Source organism: Pseudomonas sp. P1.31, assembly GCF_001269815.1.
GTDB lineage: Bacteria > Pseudomonadota > Gammaproteobacteria > Pseudomonadales > Pseudomonadaceae > Aquipseudomonas > Aquipseudomonas rustica.
Genome location: NZ_LHVN01000003.1, coordinates 330101 through 345186, shown reverse-complemented (window position 1 = coordinate 345186; position 15086 = coordinate 330101). Strand labels below are relative to the sequence as shown.

At 59.7% G+C, this 15086-nt stretch carries 15 protein-coding genes; 5 read left to right on the top strand and 10 right to left on the bottom strand.

Annotation, left to right across the window (positions count from 1 at the left end; all coding sequences use genetic code 11):
- Positions 1-77: 77 nt before the first annotated feature.
- From hflX to AD669_RS02260, 7 genes are all read right to left on the bottom strand, one after another.
- Complete coding sequence (gene hflX / locus AD669_RS02290) at positions 78-1379, bottom strand: ribosome rescue GTPase HflX (protein ID WP_053116772.1); 1302 nt, start codon at positions 1377-1379, stop codon at positions 78-80.
- 12 nt (positions 1380-1391) lie between these two features.
- Positions 1392-1652, bottom strand: coding sequence for an RNA chaperone Hfq (gene hfq, locus AD669_RS02285; protein ID WP_007902656.1), 261 nt, complete (start codon positions 1650-1652; stop codon positions 1392-1394).
- A gap of 95 nt (positions 1653-1747) precedes the next feature.
- Positions 1748-2719: a tRNA (adenosine(37)-N6)-dimethylallyltransferase MiaA gene (miaA, locus tag AD669_RS02280; RefSeq protein ID WP_053116771.1), complete on the bottom strand. Its 972-nt coding sequence runs from the start codon at positions 2717-2719 to the stop codon at positions 1748-1750.
- Positions 2719-4620, bottom strand: coding sequence for a DNA mismatch repair endonuclease MutL (gene mutL, locus AD669_RS02275; RefSeq protein WP_172680066.1), 1902 nt, complete (start codon positions 4618-4620; stop codon positions 2719-2721). Before mutL ends, miaA begins: the two co-directional genes overlap by 1 nt.
- A gap of 8 nt (positions 4621-4628) precedes the next feature.
- Positions 4629-6065 carry an N-acetylmuramoyl-L-alanine amidase gene (locus AD669_RS02270; RefSeq protein ID WP_053116769.1) on the bottom strand — a complete coding sequence of 479 codons (1437 nt, stop codon included), beginning with the start codon at positions 6063-6065 and terminating at the stop codon, positions 4629-4631.
- Positions 6066-6536, bottom strand: a complete 471-nt coding sequence (gene tsaE, locus AD669_RS02265) for a tRNA (adenosine(37)-N6)-threonylcarbamoyltransferase complex ATPase subunit type 1 TsaE (protein ID WP_053116768.1) — start codon at positions 6534-6536, stop codon at positions 6066-6068.
- Positions 6524-8023, bottom strand: a complete 1500-nt coding sequence (locus AD669_RS02260; protein WP_053116767.1) for a bifunctional ADP-dependent NAD(P)H-hydrate dehydratase/NAD(P)H-hydrate epimerase — start codon at positions 8021-8023, stop codon at positions 6524-6526. Before AD669_RS02260 ends, tsaE begins: the two co-directional genes overlap by 13 nt.
- 63 nt (positions 8024-8086) lie before the next feature.
- Here AD669_RS02260 and queG point away from each other — a divergent pair, with 63 nt between their 5' ends.
- Positions 8087-9151 (top strand): tRNA epoxyqueuosine(34) reductase QueG, encoded by a 1065-nt coding sequence (queG, locus tag AD669_RS02255; protein WP_053116766.1) that lies wholly within the window; start codon positions 8087-8089, stop codon positions 9149-9151.
- Positions 9152-9241: 90 nt separating this feature from the next.
- On the opposite strand, the gene AD669_RS02250 is transcribed toward queG, so the two are convergent.
- Both AD669_RS02250 and orn read right to left on the bottom strand, forming a co-directional pair.
- Positions 9242-9853 (bottom strand): trimeric intracellular cation channel family protein, encoded by a 612-nt coding sequence (locus AD669_RS02250; RefSeq protein ID WP_053116765.1) that lies wholly within the window; start codon positions 9851-9853, stop codon positions 9242-9244.
- Positions 9854-10036: 183 nt separating this feature from the next.
- The gene (gene orn / locus AD669_RS02245) at positions 10037-10579 is read right to left on the bottom strand and encodes an oligoribonuclease (protein ID WP_053116764.1); all 543 of its coding nucleotides are present in this window, start codon (positions 10577-10579) and stop codon (positions 10037-10039) included.
- Between the two features lie 107 nt (positions 10580-10686).
- On the opposite strand from orn, the gene rsgA reads away from it, so the two are divergent.
- The 4 genes from rsgA to AD669_RS02225 all read left to right on the top strand — a co-directional run bounded on the left by rsgA (position 10687) and on the right by AD669_RS02225 (position 13784).
- Positions 10687-11718 carry a small ribosomal subunit biogenesis GTPase RsgA gene (gene rsgA / locus AD669_RS02240; protein ID WP_007915800.1) on the top strand — a complete coding sequence of 344 codons (1032 nt, stop codon included), beginning with the start codon at positions 10687-10689 and terminating at the stop codon, positions 11716-11718.
- A gap of 211 nt (positions 11719-11929) precedes the next feature.
- Positions 11930-12337 carry a TIR domain-containing protein gene (locus AD669_RS02235; RefSeq protein WP_053116763.1) on the top strand — a complete coding sequence of 136 codons (408 nt, stop codon included), beginning with the start codon at positions 11930-11932 and terminating at the stop codon, positions 12335-12337.
- Between the two features lie 2 nt (positions 12338-12339).
- Positions 12340-13299 (top strand): caspase family protein, encoded by a 960-nt coding sequence (locus AD669_RS02230; RefSeq protein ID WP_053116762.1) that lies wholly within the window; start codon positions 12340-12342, stop codon positions 13297-13299.
- The gene (locus AD669_RS02225; protein ID WP_053116761.1) at positions 13299-13784 is read left to right on the top strand and encodes a toll/interleukin-1 receptor domain-containing protein; all 486 of its coding nucleotides are present in this window, start codon (positions 13299-13301) and stop codon (positions 13782-13784) included. Before AD669_RS02230 ends, AD669_RS02225 begins: the two co-directional genes overlap by 1 nt.
- 350 nt (positions 13785-14134) lie before the next feature.
- On the opposite strand, the gene dinD is transcribed toward AD669_RS02225, so the two are convergent.
- The gene (gene dinD / locus AD669_RS02220) at positions 14135-14986 is read right to left on the bottom strand and encodes a DNA damage-inducible protein D (RefSeq protein ID WP_053116760.1); all 852 of its coding nucleotides are present in this window, start codon (positions 14984-14986) and stop codon (positions 14135-14137) included.
- Positions 14987-15086 lie beyond the last annotated feature (100 nt).

The window sequence follows — 15086 nt, the reverse complement described above, 5'->3', positions numbered from 1 at the left end:
AGCAAAGACGCACCCACGGCGCGCCGACCAATGCTACAGAATGCCTGCCGTCACGGCACAACCGCTTCTTCAGGCTTTTATTGCAAAGTGTGTTGCTCGATGAATTCCATCGGCTGCAATCCTTCGCGGCTTACCAGTCGATTCAGCTCGACCCGGGGCAAACGAACGGCCAGCAAACTGATGCCTTCTTCGTCGTGTTCTTCTTTCTGTACCGCACCGAGCTCGAAAAACTGCGCACGCAGTCGGGCGAATCGTTGCGGCAAGCGCAGGGTACCGACAAACAAATCACTGCCGAGCAATTCGGCGATGGCTTGTTCAAGCAATTCCAGACCACTGCCATCACGCGCCGAAAGCCAGACCCGCTGGGGCTTGCCGTTTTCGTCGCGCTGGATTTGTGGCTCAACGCCTTCAAGCAAATCGAGTTTGTTATAGACCTCGAGGATCGGCAAGTCCTGGGCACCAATCTCGCCCAGCACCACCATCACCTGCTCGATCTGCAACATGCGATCCGGTTCTGCTGCATCGATCACGTGCAACAGCAGATCGGAGTTGCTCGACTCTTCGAGGGTAGACCGAAATGCTTCAACCAGCTTGTGCGGCAAGTGACGAATGAAGCCCACCGTGTCCGCCAGAACAATCGGCCCCAGGTCGTCGATGTCGAGACGGCGCAGGGTCGGATCCAGCGTGGCGAACAATTGGTCGGCCGCGTAGACGTCGGATTTCGTCACGTTGTTGAAGAGTGTGGATTTGCCGGCGTTGGTGTATCCCACCAGAGAAACGGTCGGGATATCCGCACGGGAACGGCCGCGACGCGATTGCTCGCGCTGGCTGCGCACCTTCTCGAGCCGGCCCTTGATCTGGCGCAGGCGAACCCGCAGCAAACGGCGGTCGGTTTCGAGTTGGGTCTCACCCGGGCCACGCATGCCGATACCGCCACCTTGACGCTCAAGGTGAGTCCAGCCACGAACCAGGCGGGTGCTCATGTGGTCAAGCTGGGCCAGTTCGACCTGGAGCTTGCCTTCATGGGTACGGGCGCGTTGGGCGAAAATATCGAGAATCAGGCCGGTACGGTCGATCACGCGACACTCGAAAACACGTTCGAGGTTACGTTCCTGACTGGGCGTGAGGATGTGATTGAAGATCACCAGATCGGCTTCTTCAGCCTTGACCAGGTCGCGCAGTTCCTCGACCTTGCCGCTGCCAATCAGGTATTTGGCGGTTGGCCGATGACGCGGCACGTTAAAAAACGCAACGGTCTCGGCGCCGGCCGAATTAGCCAATTCCTGAAACTCCTGCGGATCTTCGCGCGCCTCAGGGTCCTGTCCATCCAAGTGAACGAGGATTACTCGCTCACCACCACCGTGGCGCTCAAAGAACAAAGGAGACTCCTATCAGGCGTTACCTGGCTCAGCGTCACCTGCTTCGGATTCGGTTGCGCTAGGCAGACGAATTGGACGAACCGGCACTACTGTCGAGATAGCGTGTTTGTAAACCATCTGGCTCACGGTGTTTTTCAGCAGGATCACGAACTGGTCGAACGACTCGATCGTGCCTTGCAGTTTGATACCGTTGACCAGGTAGATGGAAACCCCAACTTTCTCTTTACGTAAAGTATTCAAGTAAGGGTCTTGTAGCGAATGCCCTTTTGACATGTGCCGCACTCCTTTAAGGATTCAATAATAAAAAATAGGTAATTCAGATGGCTTTAGCCGCCACACCCCCAAGGATAGACGGCAATTGCAAGGACTCAGCTCAATATGGAGATGGTCCCAAGGTATTTCAAGGCGCGTGGCAGATTGTCGCAATCAAGACTGTCCAGCCAGTGTAGATCTTCCCAGCTGCGCAGCCAGGTGAACTGGCGCTTGGCTAATTGGCGCGTGGCGATGATGCCGCGCTCCTGCATGTCGGCCAACGTCAGCTTGCCATCCAGGTAATCCCAGACTTGGCGGTAGCCTACCGCACGTATAGACGGCAACCCTGAATGCAGGTCACTTCTTTTACGCAGGGCTACGACCTCGTCGATGAATCCCTGTTCCAACATAATTGTGAATCTTTGTTTAATGCGCTCGTGCAGTACCTGGCGGTTTGCCGGGGCAATGGCCAAGTTCGCGACAGTATAGGGCAATTGTTGCAGTCCCGAAGCGGCTGCTTCAGTACTTTGCGCAGATTGTTGTGCGCGCAGGGCAGTCATGCTCTGACCGCTGACTCGATAGACTTCCAGTGCCCGACTCAAGCGCTGCGGATCGTTCGGATGAATCCGCGCCGCCGACACCGGGTCGATGACCGCCAATTGGTCGTGCAGGGCTTGCCAGCCAAGGCGTGCAGCCTCTTCCTCGATCTGCGCGCGCACCTCGGGATCAGCCGCCGGCATCTCCGCCAACCCTTCCACCAGCGCCTTGTAATAGAGCATGGTGCCGCCGACCAGCAGCGGAATTTTTCCGCGTGCGGTGATTTCCGCCATCGCTTGCAACGCATCGCGACGGAAATCCGCAGCCGAATACGCCTCCGCCGGATCGAGAATGTCGATCAAGCGGTGCGGATGTTCGGCCAGCAGTTCTTTGGACGGTTTGGCAGTGCCGATGTCCATGCCGCGATAGACCAGCGCCGAATCGACACTGATCAACTCGCACGGCAGCACCTTGGTCAGCTCGATGGCCAGATCAGTCTTGCCCGCAGCGGTCGGGCCCATCAGAAAAATCGCTGGAGGGAGCTGGCTCATCAACGACCGCGCAGGAACAGTTTGTCCAGATCGTCCAGGCCCAGCTGGGTCCAGGTCGGTCGGCCATGGTTGCATTGACCGCTGCGCTCGGTGTTTTCCATATCACGCAGCAGGCCGTTCATTTCCGGCAGGGCCAGACGCCGGTTGGCGCGGATCGCGCCGTGGCAGGCCATGGTGCCGAGCAGTTCGTTCAGGTGCGCCTGAATCCGGTCGCTGGTGCCGTATTCCATCAAGTCCGAGAGTACATCGCCGACCAAGCGGTTGGCTTCGGCTTGCTTCAACAAGGCTGGAATTTGGCGGATCGCCAGAGTTTCCGGGCCCAGCCGCTGCAATTCAAAGCCCAGACGTTGAAACCATGCGGCGTGCTCTTCAGCACAATCGGCTTCGCGCTGACTGACTGCCAACGACTCTGGCACCAGCAATGGCTGACCGCTCAGGCCTTCGCTGGCCATGGCGATCTTCAGGCGCTCGTACATGATCCGCTCGTGCGCTGCGTGCATGTCCACCAGCACCAGCCCTTGGGCGTTCTCGGACAAAATGTAGATGCCTTTGAGCTGCGCCAGCGCGTAACCCAGCGGCGGAATGTCTTCCTGTCCGGCCGGCAGTGCATTGGCGTTGGCTTCAGGCAACGGCGCAAAAAACTCGCGATACGCAGCCTGCGCCTCGGCAGCCGGCGGCATGCCTGACTGCGGGCGCGGCGTGTATTGATACTGATAAGCGCCGCCAGCGCTGGCACCGGACGAGGTGTTAAACGCCGGTTGCGCCTGCGGTTGTTCCAGCAGCGCATTGGCCGCCAGACGCATTTCGCCTTGCGGGCCGAACTCGCCGGCATCGAGGCCGGATGGGCGAACGACGGCAGTGGTGACGGAGCCGGCCAGTTGATCTTCCGGACGCACATCGCCCAACGCACGGTGCAACGTGCCGTAAAGGAAGTCATGCACCATGCGCCCGTCACGGAAGCGCACTTCGTGTTTGGTAGGGTGCACGTTGACGTCGACTGCCGCCGGATCAACTTCGAAAAACAGCGCAAACGTCGGGTGACGGCCGTTGAACAGCACGTCGCGATAGGCCTGACGCACCGCGTGGGCGACCAGTTTGTCGCGCACCGCCCGGCCATTCACAAAGAAATACTGCAAATCCGCCTGGCTGCGGTTGAAGGTCGGCAAACCGACCCAGCCCCACAAGTGCAGGCCGTTGCGCTCGATCTCGATCGGCAGCGCCTGCTCAAGAAAACCCGAACCGCAAATCGCTGCCACTCGCCGTGCGCGGGCCGCATCATCGTGGGCCTCGTGCAGGCTGAGGATGGTTTTGCCGTTGTGGCGCAGATGAAAAGCCACGTCGAAACGCGCCAGCGCCAGACGCTTGATCACTTCTTGCAGGTGATCGAATTCGGTTTTTTCGGTCTTGAGAAATTTGCGCCGCGCCGGGGTGTTGAAGAACAGATCACGAACTTCCACCGAGGTGCCGATCGGGTGGGCCGCCGGTTGAACTCGCGGCGCCATGTCGCGACCTTCGGTTTCAACTTGCCAGGCTTGTTCGGCATCGCGGGTACGCGAGGTCAGGGTCAGGCGCGCCACGGAGCTGATCGACGCCAGTGCCTCACCCCGGAAACCGAGGCTCATCACTTGTTCGAGGTCTTCGAGGTTGCGGATCTTGCTGGTGGCGTGACGGGCCAGCGCCAACGGCAGGTCATCGGCGGAAATACCGCTGCCGTCATCACGGACGCGCAGCAGCTTGACGCCGCCCTGCTCGACATCGACATCGATGCGTTTGGCGCCGGAGTCGAGGCTGTTTTCCAGCAACTCCTTGATCACCGAGGCCGGACGTTCAACCACCTCACCGGCGGCAATCTGGTTCGCCAGCCGTGGGCTGAGCAGTTCGATGCGCGCGGCAGCGTTCAGCACTTCGTTCATTCTTTGGACGCCAGTTCGGTGCCAGGAATGGTCAGGTGCTGGCCGACTTTCAGCTCATCACTTTTCAGATTGTTCGCGTTGCGCAGCGTGGCTGGGGACACCTGATAACGCACGCCGATCATTGCCAGGGTTTCACCCGGGCCGACGCGGTGATCGCGCGGGCCTTGGGCGATTTTTCCGGAATCACGCAGCCAGGCAATGTAGGTGCCCGGTGGCGGATTCTGCTGGAAGAACTGGCGCACGCCGCTGCTGATCGAACGCGCCAGCGCTTGCTGGTGGCTTGAGGCCGAGAGCTTGTTCGCTTCGTTGGCGTTGGAGATAAACCCGGTTTCGACCAGGATCGACGGGATGTCCGGCGACTTCAACACCATAAACCCGGCTTGTTCCACGCGCTGTTTGTGCAACGGCGTGACGCGGCCGATGTTGGTCAGGACTTTCTGGCCGACGTTGAGGCTGGAGGTCAGCGAGGCGGTCATCGACAGGTCGAGCAATACGCCCGCGAGCATGCGGTCTTTATCGTCGAGGCTGACGTTGCCGGCACCACCGATCAAGTCGGAACGGTTTTCGCTGTCGGCCAGCCAACGCGCAGTCTCCGAGGTTGCGCCGCGATCAGACAGGGCAAACACCGAGGCGCCGAAGGCTGCCGCAGACGGCGCGGCGTCGGCGTGGATCGACACGAACAGATCGGCGCCTTTTTTGCGGGCGATTTCGGTACGGCCACGCAACGGGATGAAGTAGTCGCCCGTACGGGTCAGTTCGGCGCGGAAGCCTTTCATGCCGTTGACCTGACGTTGCAGTTCGCGGGCGATCTGCAGCACCACGTCTTTCTCACGCTGACCGCGCGAGCCGGACGCACCCGGGTCTTCGCCACCGTGGCCGGCGTCGATTACCACAATAATGTCGCGCTTGCCGGCCGGGGCTGGCGGCAACTTGATCGCCGGTTCCGTTGGGGTGACCGGCACTGCCGGTATGGTCGCGACCGAAGGGGTCGGCGCAGGTGTTGGAGCGGGTTCGGCGTCGGCTGCGTTGTCGAACAGATCAACCACCAGACGGTTGCCATACTGCCCGTTCGGCGCCAGCGAGAAGCTTTTTGGCGTGACGGCTTTTTTCAGGTCGATGACCACGCGCAGGTCGGTCGGCGTGCGTTGTGCCGAGCGCATGGCGGTGATCGGGGTGTTCGCAGTCTGCAATTTCAGCGGCGCGCCCAAGGTGGCGCCATTGATGTCGATCACCAGCCGATCCGGAGCGGTCAGGGTGAAGACGCTGTGCTGCACCGGGCCGCTCAGGTCGAAGACCAGTCGCGTGTTATCCGGCGCTCGCCACAAGCGCACGCTGTTGACCTTTGAATCGGCCACAGCGTTGACGGTTACTGCCATCAACAACAGTCCAACGGCAGCCACCAACGCGCGAAAGCGCATACCTAACCCCATCATTTAATTGGATTCCAATGCCAAAGCGGCACACCAGGCCTCGCCACGCGAGCCCTGGGATAAAATTTTCAGCGAACGCCCGCTGTCTTGCGGGCTAATGGTAATGGTCAGGTCAGGCTTTGGCAAAAAGCCTGCACCTTTATCGGGCCACTCGATCAGGCACAGCGCATCGTCTTCGAAGTAATCGCGGATGCCGAGAAACTCCAGCTCTTCCGGATCGACCAATCGATACAGGTCGAAGTGGAAGGCGCGGACGTCACCGATCTCGTAGGGCTCGACCAATGTGAAGGTCGGACTTTTTACCGAGCCCACGTGGCCCAGGCCACGAATGATGCCCCGCGACAGCGTGGTTTTGCCCATCCCGAGGTTGCCTTCCAGAAAAATCAGGCCGTGGCCCTGGGTCACGCGGGCGATCCGTGCGCCAAAGTCGCTCATGGCCTGTTCATCGGCCAGGTACAGGGTTACTTCAGACACGGTGCTTGCTCCTCCAACAACTGACGAATGGCTGGAATCAGATCACTGGCCGCCAGCCCACGGCCTAATTTGCCTTGTTGCGCCCCGGCGTTGGCGTGCAGCCACACGGCCAGACACGCGGCGTCGAAACTTTGCATACCCTGCGCCAGCAACGCGCCGGTCAAACCGGCCAGCACATCGCCCAACCCGGCCGTCGCCATCGCCGGGTGGCCCTGATGACACAGCGCCAGTCGCCCATCGGGGTGTGCGATCAGAGTACCCGCACCTTTGAGAGTTACAGTCGCTGCGTATTTTTTGCTCAACGCCCGCGCGGCGGCCGGTCGGTCAGCCTGCACTTCGGCGGTACTGATGCCGAGCAACCGCGCCGCTTCGCCGGGATGCGGGGTGATCACGCAATCCTTGGGCAGCTTCGCAAAACCGCTCGCCAGCAGGTTCAACGCATCGGCGTCCCACACTTGCGGCAACGGCGCATTGGCAGCTGCTGACAGCAACGCCCGGCCCCAACTGGCCTGGCCGAGTCCGGGGCCGATCACCAGTGTCGAGACTTTTTCCAGCAAGCCCATCAATTGATTGGCCGACGATGTGCCGAGCGTCATCACCTCCGGCACACGAGTCAGCGCAGCCGGGACGTGCTCCGGGCGCGTCGCCAGCGAAACCATCCCGGCGCCGCTGCGCAAGGCGCTTTCGGTGCTGAGCAGGATCGCCCCGCCAAACCCGTGATCGCCACCGATCAGCAACACATGGCCGAAACGGCCCTTGTGCGAAGTCGGCCTACGCGCCGCCAGTTTCGGAAGATTAGCCGGGGTGAGCCGTTGGGCGATGACCGGAATGTCACGATAGATGTCGGCGCTGGCTTGCAGATCATTAAACAGCAGCGAACCGATGTGATCCGCCGCATCGCCGGTGAACAAACCGAGTTTCAGCCCGATAAAGGTCACCGTCAGATCGGCCTGCACGGCGGCACCGAGCACATGCCCGGTGTCAGCGCACAATCCGGAAGGGATATCGACGGACGTTACCGGCAAGCCGCTGGCATTAATGGCTTTGATCGCCGAGAGGTAAGGCTCGCGCACGTCACCGCTCAAACCGGTGCCGAGCAAGGCATCAAGAATGACGCCACGAAGTTCGCTGTGAGCCTGCCAGCCTTGCACCGCGACGCCTTCAGCCAGCGCCTCGGCATGGGCCAGCGCGGCATCGCCCTGCAATCGCTGCGGATCGCCGACTGCCAACACTTGCACCTGCCAGCCGGCTCGCTGTGCCATGGCCGCGACCAGATAACCGTCGCCAGCATTGTTGCCATGCCCGGCCAGCACCGTCAGTTCGGTCGCCGACGGCCATTGCCGAACCAGCGCGCGCCACGTTGCATGCGCCGCGCGCTGCATCAATTCGAAGCCCGGCGTGCCGGCGGCAATCAACCGCGCATCGAGTTCGCGCACCTGTGCGGCGCCATACAGCGCGTCGGGTAATTCATCTTTCGTGTGCGGCATGCGTCTTCGGGCTCCGATGTCTGGCAGAATTATACGCACCTCAGCTCCGGTTTCTCTCGCCTCATGTCCGCCATCACCACAGACCTGCCCGCCCTCGCCCAATCGATCAAGGATTGGGGCCGCGAGCTGGGCTTTCAGCAAGTCGGCATCAGCGGTCTGGATCTCGCCGAGCATGAACAACATCTGCAGCGCTGGCTCGCGGCCGGCTACCACGGCGAAATGGACTACATGGGCGCCCACGGCAGCAAACGCTCGCACCCGGAAGAACTGGTGCCGGGCACGTTGCGCGTGGTTTCGCTGCGCATGGACTACCTGCCCGGCGACACCGAAATGGCCAAACGCCTGGCCCAACCGGAAAAAGCTTACGTCTCGCGTTATGCCTTGGGCCGCGATTACCACAAATTGATCCGTAAACGTGTGCAGCAATTAGCCGACAAGATTCAATCCGAGATCGGCCCGTTCGGTTTTCGCGCCTTTGTCGACAGCGCGCCGGTGCTGGAAAAAGCCATCGCCGAGCAGGCCGGACTGGGCTGGATCGGCAAAAACACCTTGGTGCTGAACCGTAAGGCTGGCAGCTATTTCTTCTTGAGCGAGTTGTTCGTCGACTTGCCGTTGCCGGTCGATAATCCGCACAGCACCGAACATTGCGGCCGCTGCACCGCGTGCCTCGACATCTGCCCGACCAATGCCTTCGTCGGCCCCTATGTGCTGGATGCGCGACGCTGCATTTCGTACCTGACCATCGAACTGAAAAACGCGATCCCCGAAGACCTGCGCCCACTGATCGGCAACCGCGTGTTCGGCTGCGACGACTGCCAGATCGTCTGCCCGTGGAACCGCTTCGCCAAACCCTCTGGGGAGAGCGACTTCAAACCACGGCACAATCTGGACAATGCGGAACTGGCTGAGTTGTTTATGTGGGACGAGGATAAATTCCTCAGCAGCACCGAAGGCTCACCGCTGCGCCGCGCCGGGTATGAGCGTTGGTTGCGCAATCTGGCGGTAGGGCTCGGTAACGCGCCGTCGAGCATTCCAGTGCTGGAAGCGTTGAAGGCGCGGCGGGACTATCCGTCAGAGCTGGTACAAGAACACGTCGAATGGGCTCTGAAACAACACGGAATCGCATAACCCCCTGTAGGAGCTGCCGCAGGCTGCGATCTTTTGATCTTGAACGTCAAAAGATCGCAGCCTTCGGCAGCTCCTACATGGAATATCGCGTTACGGCTGATCGTTGTAAACGAACTTGGGCATTTCCCAATGGAAGCGGATCGCCAGCAGGCGCAGCAGGAAACCGCCGAACAACGTAATCAGGATCGCCTGCTCGCTTGGCACATTCAGATACAGGCAAAGCATGTAACACCACGCCGCGGCGAACGAGACGCTGGCGTAGAGTTCTCGGCGGAAGATCAGCGGGATGTCGTTGCAGAAGATGTCGCGGAGGATGCCGCCGAAGACGCCGGTGATCACGCCGCTGACGGAGGCCACCAGCATGCCGTGGCCCATTTCCAGTGCGGTCATGCAGCCGATCAGGGTGAAGGCCACCAGACCGACGGCGTCGAGCACCAGAAACAGTGAGCGCAGGTGGCGCATCCAGCGGGCGGTGAACACGGTGAACATTGCTGCGACCGAGGTCAGCACCAGGTATTCCGGGTGTTTGACCCACGTCAGTGGGTAGTGTCCGAGCAGTACGTCGCGCACCGAACCGCCGCCCAATGCCGTGACGCAGGCGATCAGCACCACGCCAAACCAGTCCATGCCACGACGGCCGGCGGACAGCGCGCCGGTCATGGCTTCAGCGGTGATGGCAATCAGATAGAGCATCAGCAACATGGTGGCGATCCAGTCAGGAAGGCGCGCAGTCTAGCCATTTCGGTGCGGCACCAAAAGAGGGCGCCACAGCAAACACAAAACCCCGTAGGAGCTGCCGCAGGCTGCGATCTTTTGATCTTTGTTTTAAACCTGAAAAACAAGATCAAAAGATCGCAGCCTTCGGCAGCTCCTACAGGGATCGCATCAGAATTTGATGAAGTGCTTGCGGTAGTGCTGCAGCTCGGCGATCGATTCGCGAATATCGTCCAGCGCCAAATGGGTGCTGCCCTTTTTGAAGCTGTCGCGTACGTCCGGTGCCCAGCGTGCGGCCAGTTCCTTGAGCGTCGAGACGTCGAGGTTGCGGTAGTGGAAGTAGCTTTCCAGCGCTTTCATGTGGGTATAAAGGAAGCGACGATCCTGGCAGATGCTGTTGCCGCAGATCGGCGACTTGCCCTTCGGCACCCATTTCTCGAGGAAGGCGATGGTTTCCGCTTCGGCTTCGGCCATGCTGATGCGGCTGTCGCGCACGCGCTGGGTCAGGCCGGAGTTGCCGTGGGTGCGGGTGTTCCACTCGTCCATGCGCGCGAGCACTTCGTCGCTGTGGTGGATGGCGATCACCGGGCCTTCGGCCAAGGTGTTGAGGTCACTGTCGGTGACGATGGTGGCCATTTCGATGATGACGTCGTTGTCCGGGTCAAGGCCGGTCATTTCGAGGTCGATCCAGATCAGATTCTGCGGGTTTTGCATGTTTCGGCTCCTGAGCAATGCTGCGCAGTTTAGCCTAGGCCGGCTGCCGGGCGTGCTAAACTCGCGGCCGTTTTACCTAATCGCTGCATTCTTCAGACGGAACACCCATGGCCAAACGCCAACTCAATCGTCGTCAAAACTGGCGCATCGAAAAGATTCAGGGCGAACGCGCCGCACGCGCCGCCAAACGCGAGTCCTCGGCTGTCGAAGCCCTGGAGGGCGGCGACCTGGGCCCGGAACAGACCGGCCTGGTGATCGCTCACTTCGGCGTGCAAGTCGAAGTCGAGGCCATTGACGGCGAACAGGCCGGCCAGGTTTTTCGCTGCCACTTGCGCGCCAACCTGCCTGCGCTGGTGACCGGCGACACGGTTGTCTGGCGTGCCGGCAATCAGGGCATCGGTGTGATCGTCGCGCAACTGCCGCGTACCACCGAACTCTGCCGTCCGGACAGCCGAGGCCAGTTGAAGCCGGTCGCGGCCAACGTCGACATGATCGTCATCGTCTTCGCCCCGCTGCCCGAGCCGCATGCCAACCTGATCGACCGCTATCTCGTAGCCGCCGAACACGCCGGCATCCGCCCGTTGCTGTTGCTGAACAAATTCGACCTGATCGACGAGCACAACGCACCGGCGCTCAATGCGCTGCTGGCGGTGTACCGCACGCTGGGTTATCCGGTGCTGGAAGTGTCGGCGCACCACGGTGACGGCATGGAACAGCTGCAAAAGCAGCTCGACGGACGCATCAGCGTGTTCGTCGGTCAGTCCGGTGTCGGCAAGTCGTCGCTGGTCAACAGCTTGCTGCCTGAAGTCGAAACCCGCGTCGGGCCGCTGTCCGAGTTGTCCGGTCAGGGCACGCACACGACGACCACCGCGCGCCTGTTCCACTTCCCCGGCGGCGGTGAGTTGATCGACTCCCCGGGTATCCGTGAATTCGGCCTCGGCCACGTCAGCCGCGCCGATGTTGAAGCCGGTTTCATCGAGTTCGACGACCTGCTCGGCACTTGCCGTTTCCGCGACTGCAAGCACGACCGCGAGCCCGGTTGCGCCTTGCTCAAGGCACTGGAAGACGGCCGCGTTCAGCAACAGCGCATGAACAGCTACCGCTCGATCATCGCCAGCCTGCCCGAAAACGGCTATTAAACAGTCGCACCGGCAGCCCTTTCCCCAAGGGCTGCCGGATGTCGGTTTTCCCCTGACACCCTCCTCCCTTTTTTAAACATCGGTCTTTTCTGTAGGACTTTTGCACGCCTGATTGCAGGACATTTCTCTTTCTTCGCCCAAGCCTTGTGGGCACGTTTCATGAGCCTACATTGAGTTCCTCGTCGCACGTTCGCGCCCCAGAGGAACCCCCATGCAAACCTACCATTTGTTCATCAGCCACTCGTGGAACTACTCCCACGCCCACGACAATCTGGTGCGCCTGCTCAGTGCCCACCCCGACTTCACCTACAAGAATTTTTCGGTGCCGCCGCACAACCCGATCATGGGCGCGCAGACTGACAAACAGCTCGAAGAAGCCATCGAAAACAAGATTCGTCCGTGCTCGGCGGTGCTGATCATGGCCGGCATGTATTCGACCTACAGCAAGTGGATCAACAAGGAAATCGAGATCGCCAAGCGCATGGGCAAGGTGATCATCGCGGTGAAACCGTTCGGCGCCGAACGCATTTCCACGGTGGTGCGTAACGCCGCACACGCCGAATGCGCGTGGAACACCAACAGCATCGTCGGCGCGATCCGCCTGCACACGGCGGCCTGATCATGCGCAAGGGACTGTTTATCGGCATCAACGACTACACGCATATTTCGCGCCTGAGCGGTTGCAGCAATGACGCCATGGCCATGGCCTCGGTGCTGAAAACCGACGCCGACGGCGACCCCAACTTCAAGAATGTCGTGCTGACGTCGGCTGAGGATTACCTGGGCCGGGAGATGCTCGAAGACCAGATCCGCGAGCTGTTTTCCGGCGACTGCAATGTCGCCCTGCTGTATTTCGCCGGGCATGGCGGTTTCGATACCGACAATGACGAAGGCATGTTGCTGCCCCAGGATTATCGCAACGCCAAGGACGGCATCCGCATCAGCGACATCCTCAACTGGGCGAGCAAAGCCACGCGCATCAAGAACAAAGTGATCATCCTTGATTGCTGCCAAAGCGGCGCCGCCGGCGAGGTTCGTGCCTTGCGCAGCGAAAGCAGTGTGGTCGGCGAAGGCATGACCATTCTGACCGCGTGCAAAAAGGAAGAACCGGCCATGGAAGGCGCGCAACACGGCGTGTTTACCGGTTTACTGCTGCAGGCTTTGCACGGTGGCGCGGCGAACATTCTCGGCAAGATCACGCCCGGCAGCCTCTATTCCTTTGTCGATAACGCGCTCGACGCTTGGGAACAACGCCCGGTGTTCAAGACCAATGTGTCGCAGTTCATTTCCCTGCGCGAAGTCTCGCCGCTGATCCCCAAAGAGATCCTGCGCAAATTGCCCGAATGGTTTGCCGAAGCCGAATCGACCTACCCGCTCGACCCCAGCTACGAACCGACCGAAGCCAGCTTCAATCCGGAACACGGCGAGGTCTTCGCGCAACTGCAGAAGTGCAATCGCCACAGCCTGATCGAACCGGTCGACGCCGAGCACATGTACTACGCCGCCCTCCACTCCACCGGCTGCCGCCTCACCGCGCTCGGCGCCTACTACCGCGAACTCGCAATCAAAGGACACTTCTGATGCCTGTGTTTATCAGCTACCGCCACATGGATCGTATGCAGGCCATGGCGATCAACAGTCGCCTGAAACAGGCGAACATCAAGACTTATCTGGATGTGCTCGATCCAGAATCACAGACCACCGACGACATCACCGGCGTCATCACCCGCAACATCACCGAGTGCACGCACTTGCTGGCGGTGGTCTCGGAGCGGACGGCTTCGTCGTGGTGGGTGCCGTTCGAGATTGGCGAGGCGACCATCAGCAACCGGCGGATCTGCTCGTTCAAGACAGGGCCGGCGGAGCTGCCGCTGTATCTGGATAAATGGCCGAAATTGAGTACGGATAAAGATCTGGATTTCTTTATTGATGCTTATCGTGAGGAAGTGACGAACAAGCGTTCGGTGATGCTGGATTCGATGAGTGAGTCGATGAAGGGGACTTACAAGAGGAATGCCGAGCAGTTTCATGATCAGTTGAAGGGCAGGATTCGGCGGGGGTTTTGATTGTTCGGCTTGGCTTGAGAGCCCCTCACCCTAGCCCTCCCGAAACGTCGGACCGCCCGGAGGGAGAGGGGACTGACCGAGGTGAATGTTCGAGGTACGCCGACCTGAAATTCCTGAGTCGTACTCAGGTTTTGAACACCCTGTCGGCCGGCTCCATTTCCTGAGCCGAACTTAGTTTTTGGCAACCACGAAGATCGGCTCCCTTTCCCCTCTACCCCTTGGGGGAGAGGGCTGGGGTGAGGGGGATGGATCTCAAGCCCTCCACAAAAACCAAACCGAAAGCCCAAAAAACCCACAAACGTCAGCGGCTTTCATTTTCCCTGAGGTCAATCTGTTGAATATCGAACAAATCACTCCGTCGGCAGCTTCGGAGCCTGCTTCGCGATGCTCTTCTCCTGTGTTTTAACCCGACGTTCAAGCTTGCGGATATCTTCCTCCGCAGGTAGCTCTTCAGGTTTGATACCTCGCTGATCCAACATATCGCGCACGCTCAGATTGTTTTGAACATGCTCTCGGGCGATGGCCATCTCACCTGTGAGGTCAACCTGAAGCACATTGTGATTGGTCATTTCAGTGGCAAGATTTTTGGCGGCGATGGTTAATGTCGGTAGAAAATCTGCCAATGGACGACTTTTGATAATGCCGTATCGATCCTTCATCGCCTGGGTTGTTTGCCCACCAAAGAGTGCGGCATCACCTCGGGAGCGAATACGCGCGAAACCCTCATCGTCAACGCCTCGCTCATAGATGTTTTGCGACAGTTCTTTTTCTGACTCACGCAAGCGGTCACGAGCATCAAAACGCGCCTGCAGGCGCATCCTGTCTTCAATCAACTCTTGCTTACGCGATTGCAGCGCGAAGTAACTTTGCGCGAAGGCAATCGGCTGTTTGCGTGGGTCACCATTCTGAGCAATCAGGTAGCAGGCATAACGCGTGAGCATGAAGTCTTCGGTTGGCCGCTGCCCACCTTTGCCAATTTCGATCATTTTCGTGACGCCACGAAAATGATCCAGAGCATCAATCCCCGTGGTTTCACACGAAGTTATTGCTCGCTGGATGAGCGTAAGAAAATTTTCCCAACGGGCATACCCCAGTGGCTCTTGCAGCTCGCGAGCAAACCAGAACTCGATATTTTCGCCAGGAACCCGATGCGCCAAACCGTCGAATTGCTGCTGTTGCGCAAAAATAGTTTGATTTTCCATGACGACTCCCTGTCGGTCAGAAGGATTTGAACACGTGGATGATCATTTAGAGCTACACCGAAACACAGGCTGAACGGGGATTATCAATCAGCCCCAGACT